At 63.3% G+C, this 16,480-nt stretch carries 14 protein-coding genes; 11 read left to right on the forward strand and 3 right to left on the reverse strand.

What is annotated here, in order from left to right; all coding sequences use genetic code 11:
- Positions 1-23: 23 nt before the first annotated feature.
- Positions 24-1,661, reverse strand: coding sequence for a methyl-accepting chemotaxis protein (locus P3T43_RS31175; protein ID WP_429284850.1), 1,638 nt, complete (start codon positions 1,659-1,661; stop codon positions 24-26).
- Between the two features lie 316 nt (positions 1,662-1,977).
- Between P3T43_RS31175 and P3T43_RS31180 the strand changes: the two genes are divergently transcribed.
- Complete coding sequence (locus tag P3T43_RS31180; protein ID WP_429284851.1) at positions 1,978-2,781, forward strand: hypothetical protein; 804 nt, start codon at positions 1,978-1,980, stop codon at positions 2,779-2,781.
- 40 nt (positions 2,782-2,821) lie between these two features.
- Here the strand turns inward: P3T43_RS31180 and P3T43_RS31185 are convergent, their stop codons facing one another.
- Positions 2,822-3,895, reverse strand: coding sequence for a Leu/Phe/Val dehydrogenase (locus P3T43_RS31185; protein WP_429284852.1), 1,074 nt, complete (start codon positions 3,893-3,895; stop codon positions 2,822-2,824).
- Positions 3,896-4,182: 287 nt separating this feature from the next.
- On the opposite strand from P3T43_RS31185, the gene P3T43_RS31190 reads away from it, so the two are divergent.
- The 6 genes from P3T43_RS31190 to P3T43_RS31215 all read left to right on the forward strand — a co-directional run bounded on the left by P3T43_RS31190 (position 4,183) and on the right by P3T43_RS31215 (position 11,050).
- Positions 4,183-4,641, forward strand: coding sequence for an Lrp/AsnC family transcriptional regulator (locus tag P3T43_RS31190; RefSeq protein ID WP_429284853.1), 459 nt, complete (start codon positions 4,183-4,185; stop codon positions 4,639-4,641).
- 771 nt (positions 4,642-5,412) lie between these two features.
- A complete protein-coding gene (locus P3T43_RS31195; protein ID WP_429284854.1) occupies positions 5,413-7,029 on the forward strand; it encodes a peptide ABC transporter substrate-binding protein in 1,617 nt (538 codons plus the stop codon).
- Positions 7,030-7,073: 44 nt separating this feature from the next.
- Positions 7,074-8,012, forward strand: coding sequence for an ABC transporter permease subunit (locus P3T43_RS31200; RefSeq protein WP_429284855.1), 939 nt, complete (start codon positions 7,074-7,076; stop codon positions 8,010-8,012).
- A 50-nt stretch (positions 8,013-8,062) separates the two neighbouring features.
- Positions 8,063-8,962: an ABC transporter permease gene (locus tag P3T43_RS31205; RefSeq protein WP_429284856.1), complete on the forward strand. Its 900-nt coding sequence runs from the start codon at positions 8,063-8,065 to the stop codon at positions 8,960-8,962.
- Between the two features lies 1 nt (position 8,963).
- Entirely contained in the window at positions 8,964-9,968 is a 1,005-nt protein-coding gene (locus tag P3T43_RS31210) for an ABC transporter ATP-binding protein (RefSeq protein ID WP_429284857.1), read from the forward strand.
- A 29-nt stretch (positions 9,969-9,997) separates the two neighbouring features.
- Complete coding sequence (locus tag P3T43_RS31215) at positions 9,998-11,050, forward strand: ABC transporter ATP-binding protein (protein WP_429284858.1); 1,053 nt, start codon at positions 9,998-10,000, stop codon at positions 11,048-11,050.
- A gap of 51 nt (positions 11,051-11,101) precedes the next feature.
- On the opposite strand, the gene P3T43_RS31220 is transcribed toward P3T43_RS31215, so the two are convergent.
- A complete protein-coding gene (locus tag P3T43_RS31220) occupies positions 11,102-11,743 on the reverse strand; it encodes a DsbA family oxidoreductase (RefSeq protein ID WP_429284859.1) in 642 nt (213 codons plus the stop codon).
- Between the two features lie 327 nt (positions 11,744-12,070).
- On the opposite strand from P3T43_RS31220, the gene P3T43_RS31225 reads away from it, so the two are divergent.
- From P3T43_RS31225 to P3T43_RS31240, 4 genes are all read left to right on the forward strand, one after another.
- Positions 12,071-12,952, forward strand: coding sequence for a LysR family transcriptional regulator (locus P3T43_RS31225; RefSeq protein ID WP_429284860.1), 882 nt, complete (start codon positions 12,071-12,073; stop codon positions 12,950-12,952).
- Positions 12,953-13,132: 180 nt separating this feature from the next.
- Entirely contained in the window at positions 13,133-13,729 is a 597-nt protein-coding gene (locus P3T43_RS31230; protein WP_429284861.1) for an FMN-dependent NADH-azoreductase, read from the forward strand.
- Between the two features lie 120 nt (positions 13,730-13,849).
- Positions 13,850-15,412 (forward strand): DHA2 family efflux MFS transporter permease subunit, encoded by a 1,563-nt coding sequence (locus tag P3T43_RS31235; RefSeq protein ID WP_429284862.1) that lies wholly within the window; start codon positions 13,850-13,852, stop codon positions 15,410-15,412.
- Positions 15,413-15,458: 46 nt separating this feature from the next.
- Positions 15,459-16,480: efflux transporter outer membrane subunit (locus tag P3T43_RS31240; protein ID WP_429284863.1), on the forward strand; the 1,022-nt coding region annotated here is incomplete at its 3' end.

The raw sequence follows: 16,480 nt of genomic DNA on the forward strand, positions 1-16,480 counted from the left end.
GCCGCCCTTCAGCGCGAGTCGGCTTACGCCGCGACCGGTTCTGTCCGGCGCGTGTCCGTACGCAGCTTGCCTGTTACCAGACGCGCGCGGGCGCCCGCTGCGGTTGAATCCGTGCGGAACACCGCGACCGCCGCAGTCAGACGACGCGCCTGATCTTCCAGCGAACTGGCCGCCGCCGCTGCTTGCTCGACGAGCGCCGCGTTCTGCTGGGTGACTTCGTCCATCTGCGCGACGGCGAGATTGACCTGATCGATGCCCGTGCTCTGCTCCGTCGCCGCGGCTGCAATCTCGCCCATGATCGCGCTCACGCGCGAAATGGCGTTGACGATTTCGGTCATCGTCGAGCCCGAGCGTTCGACCAGTTGCGCACCGGTTTGCACGCGCGCATTCGAATCGTCGATCAGCGTCTTGATCTCCTTGGCGGCGCCCGCACTGCGCTGGGCGAGCGAGCGCACTTCGCTCGCAACCACCGCAAAGCCACGACCCTGTTCGCCGGCGCGCGCTGCTTCGACCGCGGCGTTGAGCGCGAGAATATTCGTCTGGAACGCGATACCTTCAATCACACCAACGATGTCCGCAATCCGGCGCGAATCGTCGACCATGTGATTCATGGTGCCGACCACCTGCTGGGTCAGATCGCCGCCCTGCGCCGCCAGACTCGAGGCGCCCTGTGCCAGCGAACTCGCCTGCTTGGCGTTCTCGGCGGTCTGTTTAACGGTGGACGTCAGCTCTTCGATGCTTGCCGCGGTCTCCTCGAGCGACGCCGCCTGCTCTTCGGTACGCTGCGACAGGTCGGCGTTGCCGGCGGCGATCTCGCTGACGCCGGTGTCGATTGATTCGGTGCCCTGACGAACGGTGTTGACCGTCGAGATCAGCGAGTCCTGCATCTTGCGCAACGCCGCTGCGAGCTTGCCCATTTCGTTGTCGCTGATCACTTCGATGCGGCCGGTCAGGTCACCCTCGGCGATCCGCTGAAACTGTCCGATCGTCGCATCCACCGGGTGGACGATCGCCCGCACCAGCACCAGCCGCGCGAGGCACGCCAGCACCAGTGCCAGCACCATGCCCACCGCAACCGCGACGCTGACGGCAAAGAAGCGGTCCTGCGCGTCCTGATAGCGTTGTGCGCCATGGTCCAGTTGCAGTTGCTCCAGCGTGAGCATCGCCTTCTCATACGCGCTGTAGAGCGAAGGCATCTTATGCGCCTGCAGTTGCTGGAAGGTCGTCTTGTCGCCGGACTTCAACGCGGCCATCGCCGGCTCGATCCCTTCGTGCAGGAAGATGTCGCGCTTGTCCTGCATATCCTTGATGAGATGCTGCTCTTCGTTGTCCGAACCGGCGCGGCTCAGATAGTGGGCGAGGCGCTCGTCCGATACTTTCCTATACTGGTCGAAGCGCTGCAAAACCGCTGCGGCGCCGTCCTGATCGTTCAGGTCGACCAGCGACGCGTAGGTCGCCAACGCCAGGCGCAAACGCAGCAACTGACCGGCGCTGCCTTCCAGATCGGCGACTGCGGGGGTATCCACCGTGTACATCTGCTGCAGGGAGGCGTTACTGGCGCGCAGCGAGAGCAATCCAGCCGCTGCCCCGATCAACAGGACGACCCCGAAAAAGGCGACCATCAGGGTGAGACAGGCGCGGATCGACAGCTTGTTCAACATGGACAGATCTCCGTTGGGCGGCCTGACCGGTAGCCAGCGAGAAGGTCCGGTCAGACATGCTGCGCCCAAGCCGATCGGCCAGGTCCGCAACTCAATGTTTAAAATTTAAGCGAACACCACACAGATGGTCTACGGCCAATATAAAAAAAACTTTATGGTTTTGACCGGACCCTGCGCCTGATCTTGTCTTGCCGCAGATCGCCGCAGGTCGTGAAAGGCGGGACGCTGAACAGGAATAGCCCGGGACTCCCCGAGGTTGTCCCCGCTTTCGAGTTGGTGGAAAGTAGCGAAGCGATGTTCCGCGGAGTCACCCGCCATGTACGAGATTGGATCGGCCCTGCTGGTGTTCGTGCTGCTTCTGATCGGCACGGGAGTCGGCGTGCTGGTGAAACCCTTGCTGCCGGAAGAACACAAGGCCCACGAAACCGTTCAGTTGATCCAGTTGGTGATGGGCATGCTCGTCACCTTCGCCGCCCTCGTGCTGGGACTGATGACGGCGTCCGCGAAAAACGGCTTCGACACCGTCGGCAACGACTTTCGCACCTACGCCGCAGACCTGATCCAGCTCAACAGCACCTTGCGTCAATACGGGCCGGAGGCGAGCGAGGTGCGCCAACTGCTGCGCGCGTATACGGCCGCGGCCATCGCCAGCACCTGGCCGTCCGAGCCGCAGCCTGTCGGCGATTACTATCCGAAGGACCTGCCGGCGGAAAACAACTCGGAGAAACTCGAGGACACGCGGCTTGGCGACATGCTCAATCTCGCCGGTCAGAAGTTGCGGCAGATGTCGGCGCCGGACATCTTTCACCAGCGGCTGCTGGATCAGAGCCTCGACCAGTTCGACGCGATCGTGCATGCGCGCTGGAAACTGATCGAAGAGGCTCACAGCACGATTTCCCAGCCATTCTTCAAAACGCTGACATTCTGGCTGTGCGCCATCTTCCTCAGCTTCGGGCTGATTGCGCCGCGCAACGCGCTGGCGCTGGTCATGATTACCTTGGGGGCGTTGTCGATCGCGTCGGCGGTGTACGTGATCGTCGATCTGGATACGCCGTTCACCGGCCCGATCATCATTTCGAGTCAACCGATGCGCGATGCGCTACAGCATATGAGCCGCTAGCGCTAACGCATGGATTGCGCTGCAGGCGCGACGCTTTACGTCAGCCAGTCACCATCTTTTCGCGTGCCCACGCCACCGCGGCGCGTGCCGGCGCAATGCCGGTGGCTTTCACGCGTTCAGCCAGTTCGAAGACACGCGGGCCGATCTTCGCGACTTCGGCGAGTACCGACTGCTCTTCTCCCGAGCCCTCGTATTCCCGCACGCAACTGATGATGCCGCCCGCGTTCACGAGGAAGTCCGGCGCATAGAAAATGCCGCGCCGATGCAGGACGTCGCCTTCGGCAAGCGACAGCAACTGGTTGTTCGCGCCGCCCGCGACCACCTTGAACCGGCAGTGCGCGGCGACCGATTCCGTGATCGAACCGCCCAGCGCGCACGGCGCGAAGACGTCAGCCTCGACACCCGTGATCTCTGCGGTCCCTACCACGCGCGCGTTGAAGCGTTGTTGCGCGAGGGCGGTTCTGGCGGCGTCGATATCCGCCACGATCAGTTGCGCGCCGGCCTGATGCAGACGTTCGCACAGATCCCAGCCTACTGAGCCGAGCCCTTGCACGGCCACCGAAACGCCGTCGAGCGTGGTGCGCCCGAGCGCCGCTTCAACGGCTGCCAGCAGACCGACAAACACGCCGTACGCGGTGCGCGGCGACGGGTTGCCGCCATACACGTCGTTGGCGCGCGGAATGCCGCTCACGTAGCGGGTTTCGCCTTGCACGGCGCGCATGTCGTCGGCGGTCGTGCCGACGTCCTCAGCGGTGATGTAGATGCCTTCCAGCGAGTCCACCAGCCGGCCGAACGCCTTGAACAGCGCCGCGCGATCGAGCGCTTCCGGGCGGCGCAGAATCACGGCCTTGCCGCCGCCGAACGGCAGATCGGCGAGCGCGTTCTTGAACGCCATGCCTTGCGACAGACGCAGGGCGTCGTTGTACGCCTCGTGGTCGGATGCGTATTGCCAGTAGCGGCAGCCGCCGAATGCAGGGCCGCGTGCCGTGCTGTAGACGGCGACAATGGCTTGCAGTCCGGAAGCGGCGTCGGTGGCGAGCACGATACGTTCGTGGGCAGGTTCGCCATGCAATCCGAAAAGCGTGCCGGCGGCGGTGGTCGTCAGTCGGTCCATCAGTATTCCTTCCTTGTGGGCGGAGAGTTCAGCGTCAACGCGAAGCGATGGCTTCGCGCCTCACCGCATGCTGTCCGGATCGCGGCAGCATGCGGAGTCAGGGCGAGGCGCAGCGCTTGCGTGATGGCGGCGCCTCGACCGCAAGAGTGTATGTGGCCAATTCTGGGGATTTCTTCTGTTTATCTGGCATCATGCGAGCCACGCCAGAAGCAACGACTACTGAAAGCGAAAATCAAAGATGAATCGTCTGCCCGGTGACGCGCTGGGCGAGTCCATTGGAGGACGACATGAAACTCGACGCCATCGATCAGCGAATCCTGCGCGAACTGCGCAGCGACGGCCGCCTGTCCAACGCCAAACTGGCCGAGCGTGTCGGCCTGTCGGCGACGCCTTGCTGGAACCGCCTGCGCGCGCTCGAAGACGCGGGTGTGATCGAAGGTTACGCGGCGCTGCTCAACCAGAAAGCGCTGGGCCTGCCCGATACCGTCATCATCGAGGTGACGCTCGACAAGCACGACGAACGCACCCTCGAGCGCTTCGGCGACGCGCTCGCGGATCTGCCGGAGGTCGTCGAGGCGTTCCTCGTGTCGGGCGAGTACGACTATCTGATCAAGGTGGCGGTGGCCGGCACCGAAGGCTACGAATCATTCTTGCGTCGCAAGCTTTACCGGCTACCTGGCTTTCAGAACAGCCGCTCGATCTTTGCGCTGCGCTGTCTGAAGCGATCAGTTTCAGTCGAGCCGTAAGGGCGCTGAAGGCCCACTGAAACCTCCGGCTCGAACCGCTTCACGCACTGCGCGAGGAAGCGATAGATGATTCCCTCTAGTTTCCGTGTTTACAAAAACGCAGAGTGTTTCGGCGTGATATAAGCGCCATACCCTTTCGACCGCGCGGTCATCTTTGCAGACCCGCACCACGCGAAGGGGAACGAGTCGCGCTTTGGCCCATGTTCTGTTGCGTGGGCCGTCGCCTCAAACCTGCAGGCTGCCGACACAATCGGCGCGACCTGCTGATGGGACTTTCGATCACGAATGCTGCGCGTCAACGGCAACACGCTTGCCGGACCACGCGCATGACTGCTGACGCATGGCTCGTGCGTCGAGGCGCAGTTCATCCCGGGTTGTGGCTTCAACGACAGGAAGAATCGTAAGTGAAACGTATGCAAGTGGTATCGGCCGCCGGACGACGAACCGGCGGAACGCCCATAGTGATGTGGCAAGACTTCGAGTCATCCATGAACGCGATGGCAACGCGGCACTCATCCACGAGCCAGCCGCCGGTGCCCACTGCAGCGCCCCGCCGCGCGAGCCGCGCAGTTGCGCGTCCGCCCCTGCCGCCTGACACGCCCTTTCCTTCCAGACAGCCTCGCCCGCTTGCGGGCCGGGACGGTTCATCGCCCGCTGATTGCCGGTGATTGCCGTCGTGTGGCTGCGACCGCGCGCTTTTCTTTTCCAGGGCGCTTCGTGCTGAGTCACGAAGCGCGGACTCCCCTTAACCTTCTTCTTCCTGAACAGGCCATGAAACTGTCGCATTCCCTTACCGCGGTGTTCTCAGCGATTACGCTCACCTTTGCCGGCGCGGCGATGGCGATCACGGTGCCGCCCGGCACCACGCTCGCCGCGAAGCAGGAAATGACGCGGCAGGTGCCGACCGAAGTCGAATCGCTCGATCCGGCCCATATCGAATCGTGGACAGGCGACACCATCGGCCTCGACCTGTTCGAAGGTCTCACTCGCATCAGCGCCTCGGGCGCGGTGGTGCCTGGCGTGGCGGAATCGTGGACGCGCACGGCGCCCGACACCTGGGTGTTCAAGCTGCGTCACGATGCGAAGTGGAGCAACGGCCAGCCGGTCACCGCCGCAGATTTCGTCTACGCCTGGCAGCGCGTGCTGGACCCGAAAACGGGCTCGAAATATACGATCCTGCTGGAGTTCGTAAAGAACGCGAAGACGATCCTCGCGGGCAAGGCGCCGCTCACGTCGCTGGGCGCACGGGCGGTGGATCCGTACACGCTCGAGGTCAAGACCGAAGTGCCGACCGCTTTCTTCACCGAACTGGCCGCCATGCCGGCCCTGGCACCTGTGAACAAGGCCACCGTCGACAAGTTCGGCGATAGCTGGACGCGCCCGGGCAACATGGTGAGCAACGGTCCGTACTCGCTGACCGATTGGGAGCCGAATAACCGCATCGTGCTCGTCAAGGACAACAACTACTGGAATGCGCAACACGTCGTGATCACGAAAGTGACCTACGTGCCGGTGGAAAGCGACGAGACGGCGATGCGCATGTATCAGTCCGGCCAGATCGATTACACGTATGCGATTCCGTCGGGCATCTACGCGCAGGTCAGCAAGCAGTTCGGCAAGGAACTCCAGACCGGCGTGCAGATTGCAACGTACTTCTATAGCCTGAACAACAGCGATCCGGCCTTCCATGACCCGCGTGTCAGACAGGCGCTTTCGATGGTGATCGACCGCGACCTGCTCACCTCGAAACTCACTCAGGCCGGGGAAGTGCCGATGTACGGCCTGATCGCCAATGGCACCAAGGGCGCCGCCGTCTATACCCCGGAGTGGGCGAGCTGGCCGATGGCCAAACGGGTGGACTATGCGCGCGGCCTGCTGAAGGCAGCGGGCTATTCGGATACCCACCCGCTCACCTTCACGCTCACGTACAACACGAACGATCTGCACAAGAAGGTGGCACTCTTCACGACCTCGCAATGGCGCACCAATCTGGGCGTCAATGCGAAGCTGGAAAACGTCGAATACAAGGTGCTGCTGAGCGAACGCCATGCGGGCAAGGTGCAAGCCTCGCGCGATGGCTGGTTCGTCGACTATAACGACGCGATGTCGTACTTCGATCAGCTTCGCTGCAGCAGCGTGCAGAACGACCTGCATTACTGCAACCCGAAGGTCGACGCGCTGATCGATCAGGGCAACGCCCAGATCGACGACCCGAAGCGCACCGCGCTGCTGACGCAGGCACACAATCTGGCCATGAGCGAAACGCCGCTGATCCCGCTGTTCCAGTACAGCGCCGACCGGCTCGTGAAGCCTTATGTAGGCGGCTACCAGGCGACCAACTACGTCGACCAGCGTGCCTCGCAGGACATGTACCTGCTGGCTCACTAAACCTCGACTACCGACTGCCGACTAACGAAGTAACCGGATCCGCCATGTTCGCCTACGCTCTGCGCCGCACCCTGTGGGTCATTCCGACCGTGCTGGCCGTCATTACGGTCTGCTATCTGATGTTGCACGCGACCCCAGGCGGTCCGTTCGACACGGAAAAGCACCTGTCCGCGGCCACGCTCGCCAACCTCAATGCGAAATATCACCTCGACCAGCCGCTCTGGAAGCAGTACCTGCTGTATCTGAACGCACTGCTGCATGGCGATCTCGGGCCGTCGGTGCGCTACGTCGACTGGTCCGTCAACGATCTGGTGGGCAAGGCGCTGCCGGTGAGTCTCGGCGTGGGCGGGCTGTCGGTGCCGATCGCGCTGGTGATCGGCGTGCTGCTCGGCACGGCGGCGGCGGTTCGCCGCAACGGCATCACCGATCGCATCGTCATGCTGCTGGGCAATATCGGCAATGTGATTCCGCCGTTCGTGCTCGGTCCGGTGCTGGTGTGGGTGTTCGCGATCCTGCTGAAACGCTCGGACGGTCACGGCTGGCTGCCCGCGGGCGGCTGGGGCGACGGCGGCTGGCACTATCGCGTGCTGCCGATGGCGCTGCTGGTCATCATCAACGTCTCGTCGATTGCGCGAGTGATGCGCGGCAGCATGATCGAAGTGCTGTCGGGCAACTTCATCCGGACCGCACGCGCGAAGGGCATACCCGGTCATGTGATCGTGCTGCGCCACGCGCTCAAGCCCGCCTTGATGCCGGTGGTGTCGCTGCTCGGTTCGATCTGCATTTCGTCGATTACCGCCGCGGTGGTCACGGAGTCGGTATTTGCCTTGCCGGGTCTCGGGCAACTGGTGGTGGACGGCGCCATCAACCGCGATTACACGCTGGTGCTTGGGCTCGTGGTGCTCACCACCGTCGCGGCTGTCGTGTTCAACCTGCTCGTCGATCTGGCGTATGCGTGGCTCGATCCGCGCATCCGCTACTGAGATCCCGTGAACGGATCCCGCCTTGATCTTCGAACTTCGATAGAGACCTCATGAACACTTCCTCTTCCGCCGCGGCGTCCACGGCGAGTGCCGCCCCGCGGCGCTCGCGCAGTCCGTTTGAACTGGCCTGCCGGCACTTTCTGCGCAATCGCGCCGCGCTCGCCAGTCTGGTGATCCTCGCGCTGATTATCGTGGCCTGCTTCGCGGGTCCGCTGTTTCTGTCCAACGACCCGGCCGCCAACGACTGGGGCGCCATCAGCATGGCGCCGACGCTGCTCGGCCAGCACTGGTTCGGCACCGACGAGCTGGGCCGCGATCTGCTGGTGCGCACGCTCGCCGGCGGACGCGTGTCGCTCGAGGTCGGGCTGCTCGGCACGCTGGTGTCCGGTTTGATCGGCGTCGCGTGGGGCGCGACGTCCGGCTATATCGGCGGACGCACCGACGCGGTGATGATGCGTATCGTCGACATGATGTATGCGATTCCCTACATGCTGATCGCCATCCTGATGATGACGCTGCTTGGCCGCTCCTTCTACCTGGTGGTGCTGACGATCAGCGCGTTCTCGTGGCTCGACATGGCGCGCGTGGTGCGCGGCCAGACGCTGTCGCTGCGCACCCGCGAGTTCATCGACGCCGCGCGCGCCACCGGCGTGAGCACCCCTGGGATCATCCTGCGGCACATCGTGCCGAACCTGCTCGGCGTGGTCGTGGTGTACGCCACGGTCACGGTGCCGGGCATCGTGCTCACCGAATCCGTGCTGTCGTTTCTCGGCCTCGGCGTGCAGGAACCCATGACGAGCTGGGGCGTGCTGATCAACGACGGCGCGCAAAAACTGGAGTCGATGCCGTGGCTGCTGCTGTGCCCGGCGGTGATGCTGTGCGTCACGCTGTACTGCGTGAACTTTGTCGGCGACGGGCTGCGCGACGCGCTCGATACCAAGGAGCGGTGAGATGGCGTTGCTTGAAGTAAAAGATCTGGGCGTGCGTTTCACGCGACGCGACGCCTCGCCCGTGGATGCGGTGCAACGCGTGTCGTTCACGCTGGAAAAGGGCAAGACGCTGGGCATCGTCGGCGAATCGGGCTCGGGCAAGAGTCAGACGGTGATGGCGCTGCTCGGTCTGCTGCCTGGCAACGGCCAGAGCTCCGGCGAAGCGCTTTACGCAGGACGCAATCTGCTCACGCTGAACCAGCGCGAACTGAACCAGATTCGCGGCGATCGCATCGGCATGGTGTTTCAGGATCCGATGACCTCGCTCAACCCGTTTCTGACGGTCGAGCGCCAGATGACCGAGGCCTTGCAACTGCACCGCGGCGTCTCGCGGCGCGAAGCACGCCAGAAGGCCATCGAGGCCTTGCAACGGGTGTGGATTCCGGATGCCGCGCGACGGATCGACCGCTATCCGCACGAGTTTTCCGGCGGCATGCGTCAGCGCGTGACGATCGCCACGGCGCTCCTGACCGAACCCGAAATCCTGATCGCCGACGAACCGACCACCGCGCTCGACGTCACCGTGCAGGCGCAGATCATCGAATTGCTGCGCGAGCTGAATCGCGACCTCGGGACGGTGATTATTCTGATCACTCACGACATGGGCGTCGTAGCAGGACTCGCTGACGACGTGATGGTGATGTACGCGGGCCGCACCGTGGAGCGCGCGAGTGCTGAGGCGCTGTTCGGGCATCCGACCCATCCGTACACGCGCGGGCTGCTCGACGCCCTGCCGCGCATCGACGACGGCGGCAGCCACGACATCGACGCGCCGCTGCGCACGATTGCGGGCAATCCGCCGGCGCCGGGCGAGGCCATCGAAGGCTGCGCGTTTGCACCGCGCTGCACGCTGGCGAACGACCGCTGCCGCAGCACGCGTCCTGAACTCGAACCGATTGTCGGCAAGACGGCAGGTTGGCGCGCGTGTCTGATGCCGGTCGGCGAAATGATGGAGGTGGTGCGGTGAGTGAGACGGCGACGCAAAGGACGGTGGAGATGGATAATGTGACGGCTGAACAGCCGCTGGGCAGCGCCGATATGCGCGGCGGCGCGGTGGCCGAACCCATGCTGACGGTGCGCGATCTGAAGGTCAACTTCCGCGTGCCGCGCGGCGCGTATCCGTGGTCGTCGAAGGCCACGTTACGCGCGGTGGACGGCGTGTCGTTCGAGGTTCGCCGTGGCGAGGCGGTCGGGCTCGTGGGTGAGTCGGGTTGCGGCAAGTCGACGCTGGCGCGCGCCATCATCGGGCTGACACCTGTGACGCAAGGCAGCGTGCGTTGGCGCGATACCGAGACGGTCAGTGAGGGGCGGCGGCCGGCTGCGGCGATGGAGCGGCTGCGCAAGGACGTGCAGATGGTGTTTCAGGATCCCCTCGCGTCGCTCGATCCGCGCATGACGATCGAGCAGATCGTCACCGAACCGCTCAAGGTTCAACGCCCCGGGCTTGGCCGCGACGAGACGCACGCGCGTGTGGTGACGATGCTCGAACGCGTAGGGCTCGGCGCGCATCATCTGGCGCGCTATGCGCACGAGTTTTCAGGCGGACAGTGTCAACGGATCGGAATTGCGCGGGCGTTGGTGGGTGAACCGCAACTGGTGATCTGCGATGAACCGGTGTCGGCGCTGGATGTTTCGATTCAGGCGCAGATCGTGAATCTGCTGCGCGATCTGCAGCGCGAGTTGCGGCTTTCGTTGCTGTTCGTCGCGCATGATCTCGCTGTCGTCAAAGCCATCAGTCAACGCGTATTGGTGATGTATCTCGGGCGCGTGATGGAGCTTGGCACGCGGCAAGAAGTCTATGGCTCGCCGCAGCATCCTTATACGCGGGCTTTGTTGTCGGCCGTGCCGAGGCCCGATCCTGCCACCGAGCGCACGCGTAAGCATGCGGTGCTGACGGGCGAGATGCCCTCGCCGTTGAATCTGCCTTCAGGCTGTGCGTTTCGCACGCGCTGCCCTGAGGCGATCGGCGCGTGCGCGGAGGCGGTGCCGCAATCCATCTCGCGCGGGACCGGTGAGCGCAGGGTGGCGTGTATTCGCGTGGGGGCGTAGCCCGCTTAGGCAGCGTCGCACCACACAGTGCGGCGACGATGCCGGGTCACATTACGCGTCGGCCAGAATCTGCCGGATGGCCTTCTCGAACGATTCGGCAGGTTGTGCGCCAGTCAGCAGGTATTGGCCATTGAAGATGATCGACGGCACTGAATGGATGCCCATTGCCTGGTATTTCTCTTCTTCTGCGCGCACCTCATTGGCATAGTCGCCGCCTTGCAGAATCGCGCGCGCCTCGGCGCCGTCCAGTCCCACGGATTCCGCCGCTTCGACCAGAACGTCATGGTCGCTCGTGGACTTGCCCTGGCCATGATAAGACTTCAGTAGCGCTTCCTTGAGCTGCACCTGTTTGCCTTTGATACCGGCCCAATGCATCAGGCGATGCGCGTCGAAGGTGTTATAGATGCGCTTACGCGTGCCGAAGGCGAACCCCACATCCGCGCCGCGCTGCCGCAGTTCGGCTTGCGCCTGCAGGACCTGCGCGGGCGTGCGCCCATATTTCTTGCCGATATGTTCGATCAGGTCTTCGCCTTCGTCGACCATCTGCGGATTCAGTTCGAACGGATGCATGACAAGTTCGGGCTCGACCACATCGCCCAGTCGCGACAGCGCAAGCTGCAGCGAGGACAAACCGACAGCACACCAAGGGCACGCGACATCGGAGACAAAATCGATTTTGATGGGTTGTTTCATTGCTTTCCTCTTGATGATGACGATCTGTTGCATCACCGGTTCGATACGAGGGCAACAGTCGCACATAGCGTAGCCGGATTTGCGAATTCTTGCCCGACCGCTGCCCTGATTGCAGAGCTTTGCGCGGCAAAAGCCGTTGGACCTCACGTATACACAAAAATTTGAGGATTGACGCACGATGGCTTGAAACAGGCTGGAAATGTCCCAAAACCGTCACTACCCGCGCGTCACTGCGAATCCATAGAACGTAGACTGTCCCGATCATGCTCAGGAAAAGGGATCGGCGCGCGTCACGCCAGACCGCTTGAGCACAACACGAGAACGAGCATGCTCGACATTGAAGATCTGCAAACGTTCGTTGAGGTCGCCGACGCTGGCGGTGTCACGCCCGCTGCGCGGCGGCTGGGCCTGTCCAAATCCGTCGTCAGTCGCAGGCTCGCGCGGCTGGAAAGCGAGTTGTCCGTGCAACTCGTGTCGCGCACTACGCGCGGCGCAACCTTGACGGAAGCCGGCGCCACGTTTCGTGAATACGCCGCACGTATCTGCACCGACATGGATCTGGCGCGAGAAACGATCCTGCCCGCTGGCGAACTGCGTGGACGCCTTAGAATCGCGGCACCCGTGTCGTTCGGCGCAACCCACCTGGCGCCGCTGCTTGCCGAGCTGGCAAAACGGCATCCTCTTTTGCATCTTCAGACTTCGTTCAGCGATCATTTCGTCGATGTCGTCAACGAAGGCTTCGACGCCGCCATCCGCATCGGCCATCTCGCCGATTCCAATCTGATCGCGCGGCGTATCGGTCCCATCTTCGGCAAGCTGGTGGCGAGCCCGGGCTATATTCAAACGCATGGAGAACCTCAGACTCCCGACGACATCATGAATCACGAGTCGCTGTTCCAGCACGCCGAAACATGGCGATTCATTGACGACGGCAAGGTCGTCACCGTCAATCCGCGCGGGCGCTTCAACGCGAACAATGGTCACGCGCTGGTCGCTGCTGCGGTCGCCGGACTCGGCATTACGTCACTGCCCGATTTTCTGACCGACGAGCACGTGGCCTCCGGCGCGCTGGTTCCGATCATGCGCAATTTCCCCGTTCCGGAGGCTGGCATTTATGTGGTCCGCCCTCCTGGCGCGCATCCGCCTCGCAAGGTGCGCGTGCTCATCGACATGTTGATCGAACATTTCGGCACCCACAACCGTCCGTAAACTGCGGGTCATGATGGACGCGCGGCGGCCGTAGCGACTGGCTTGAAGGCGCGATCTGCAAGTGGCGTTGCTGATTCGGCGACACAGATTCGCCCGGGACGGAGCTACCGCAACGCGCGGGACATGGGTAGTGTGGCAACTCCTGTCGTCAACGGCCACTCGCCAGATATCGGACCCATCATGACCACCATCCTCCAAGTTAACTCCGCCGCCCGCTCGCAAGGCGCGCAATCGACCCTGCTCGTCAACGAGCTGACCGAGAAGCTGCAACAATCGAATCCGGGCGCGCACCTCGTCGTGCGCAACCTGCAAGCTGAACCGCTGCCCCATCTCGACGATTCGATCCTCGGCGCATTTTTCACCCCGGCCGACCAACGCACGCCGGAACAAGCTGCGATCTCCGCGCGCAGCGAGGCGCTGATCGACGAACTGAAAGCGGCCGACATCATCGTGATCGGCGCACCGATGTACAACTTCGGCATCTCGTCGCAACTGAAGACGTACTTCGACTTCATCTCGCGCGCGGGTCTTTCGTTCCAGTACACGGCCGAGGGTTCGGAAGGCTTCGTGACGGGCAAGAAGGTCTTCGTCGTCACGGCACGCGGCGGTCAGTATGTCGGCACGCCGGACGATACCCACACGTCGTATCTGCAGACCTTCCTCGGTTTCCTCGGCATGACCGATGTGACCTTCATCTACGCCGAAGGCCTCGCCATGGGTGCGGATGTCGCCAACGCCGCCCTCGCCGGCGCACGAGAAGCCATCGCGGCTGCGTAGCGCACCCTGGCGGCAGGCGCACGTTCGATGCGCCTCTTTTTTAACCGGGTATCTGACAAATCAGATACCCGGCGACGGGCTTGATCACGGCCGGTCATCAAGCCTCTCAAAGGATCCAACATGAACCCGCCCAACAAGGCGAACCCGCCGGCGCCATTGACCGGCTGGCAGTTCGCGCTCGGCACGTTCGCGGTCGCCCTCGCCACCTTCATGACGGTGATGGACTCGTCGATTGCCAACGTCGCGATTCCGACCCTCTCCGGCGACCTCGGCGTGTCGGTCGATGAAGGCACGTGGGTCATCACGCTGTTCGCCGCCGCCAACGCGGTGTCGATTCCACTGACCGGCTGGCTCACGCAACGGGTCGGCCAGGTCAAGCTATTCGTGGTCGCCATCGTGCTGTTCGTGCTGTCGTCCGCGGCGTGCGGCTTCGCGCCGACCTTGCCTTTACTGCTGCTGGCGCGTGTCGTGCAAGGCGCGGTGGCGGGTCCATTGGTGCCGCTTTCGCAAGCACTCCTGCTCTCCTCGTTTCCGAAGAATAAAAGCTCCAGCGCGCTGTCGCTGTGGGCGATGACCGCCACTGTTGGACCGATTGCCGGGCCGGCTCTCGGTGGCTGGATCACCGATAACTACAGCTGGTCGTGGGTCTTCTACGTCAACGTACCCATTGGCCTGTTCGCCGCCGCGGTGATCTGGGCGCTGTACCGCAAACGCGAAACACCGTCGCGCAAGCTGCCGGTCGACAAGGTGGGACTCATCTCGCTGGTCGTCTGGGTGGGCGCGCTGCAGATCATGCTCGACAAGGGCAAGGATCTCGACTGGTTCAACTCGCCGGTGATCTGGGCGCTCACGATCGTCGTGCTGGTCACGTTCGTGTTCTTCCTGATCTGGGAGCTGACCGAGGCGAAACCGATTGTCGATCTGCGCCTGTTCAAGGGACGCAATTTCTCCGGCGGCACGATTGCCATTTCGATCGGGTACGCGGTCTTTTTCGCCAACCTCGTGATCCTGCCGACGTGGATTCAGGAGTACCTGGGTTACCCAGCCGTCGATGCCGGCTTCGTGGTTGCACCGCTCGGCATCTTCTCCGTGTTCCTCGCGCCGGTGATGGGCAAGATCATCCCGAAGTCGGACATACGGGTGTTGGCGACACTCGGCTTCTTCTGCTTTGCGGGCGTGTTCCTGATGCGCTCGTGGTACACGACCGACGTCGACGTCTACACGCTCGTCCTGCCGACGCTGCTGCAGGGCATTCCGGTCGCGCTGTTCTTCACGCCGCTCACAGCGATCATCCTGTCGGGCTTGCCGCCTGAAAAGATCCCGGCCGCCGCGGGTCTGTCGAGCTTCGCGCGGATTTTCGCGGGCGCGGCGGGCACCTCGATCATGAACACGATCTGGAACGACCGGACCATCCAGCATCACTCCCAGCTCGCCGAACAGACCAGCTTGACCAACCCGGGCTACATCCACGCACTCACCGCGATTCAGACCACGCTCCATGTGAGTCTGCTCAAAGCGCAGGCCTTCTTCGAAACGCAGATGGGCGCGCAGGCGGCGATGCTTGGGCTGAACGATGTGTTCTGGCTCTCGGCGGTGACCTTCGTCGTCATCATTCCGCTTATCTGGATCACCAAGCCCAACCGGGACGGCGCGGCCAAAGCAGCAGGCGCCGGTGGTCACTGAAGCGCATTCCGTGCTGAGTTCAACTATCCATGCAACAGGTCAGAAAATGAAAGCGCAGATTACCCAAACCGGCAGCGGGACCCGTGCGATAAAAACGGGGCTGTCGGTGATGCTGATGGCGGTGCTCTCGGCGTGCGTCAACTATGCCGGCATTCATGGCGACCAGCAGATGGCCCAGCCGCAACAGTTCCAGACCACCCAGAGCCTGCCGGCCGAAAGCGGTCACTGGCCGGCCGCCGACTGGGCCGACCAGTTCGGCGACGCACAACTGAAGACGCTGATCGACGAAGCCCTCAAGGACAGCCCGACGATTGCCCAGGCGCGCGCCCGCATCGCCGGCGCAGAGGCTTATGCAGACACGGCAAAGGCCGCCACGCTGCCGCGCGTCGACGCCACTTACTCCCTGAACCGCCAGCAGCTGAGCGGCACCTTCGACGTGCCGCCGCCTTACGCGGGCAGCTGGCAAACCCAGAACAGCGCACTGCTGAGCCTTTCATACGATCTCGACCTGTGGGGCAAGAATCGCGAAACCCTGAAGGCGTCCGTCTCGCAGGTGCAGGCGAGCGTAGCCGATGCGGAAGTCGTCAAGCTCACGCTCACGACTGCCCTCGCCCGCACCTATAACCAGCTCGCGCGGCTTTACGTGCTGCACGATATCGCCCAGCAGGAAGTCGAGCGCCGCGAACACATCGACAGCATTACCGCTGGACGTATCGCCACCGGGCTCGATACCGCCGTCGAACGCAAGACCGCGCAGGCGAATCTCGCCACCGCGCGCTCGGCGCTCGCCGCGCTCGACGGCAGCATCCTGACGACGCGCTACCAGCTCGCCGCGCTCATGGGCGAAGGCCCGGACCGTGGACTCTCGATTGCGCGGCCGACGCTGGGCGTCGGCGACCCGGTGCGTTTGCCGGACAACCTGCCGGCGGATCTCGTGAGCCGCCGCCCGGATATCGTCGCGGCGCGCTGGCGTGTCGATGCGATCACGCATCAGGTGAAGGAAACCAAGGCCGAGTTCTATCCGGACATCAACCTGACTGCCGCAATTGGCCTGGAATCGTTCGGCTT

The organism is Paraburkholderia sp. GAS41 (genome assembly GCF_050436545.1).
Classification (GTDB): domain Bacteria; phylum Pseudomonadota; class Gammaproteobacteria; order Burkholderiales; family Burkholderiaceae; genus Paraburkholderia.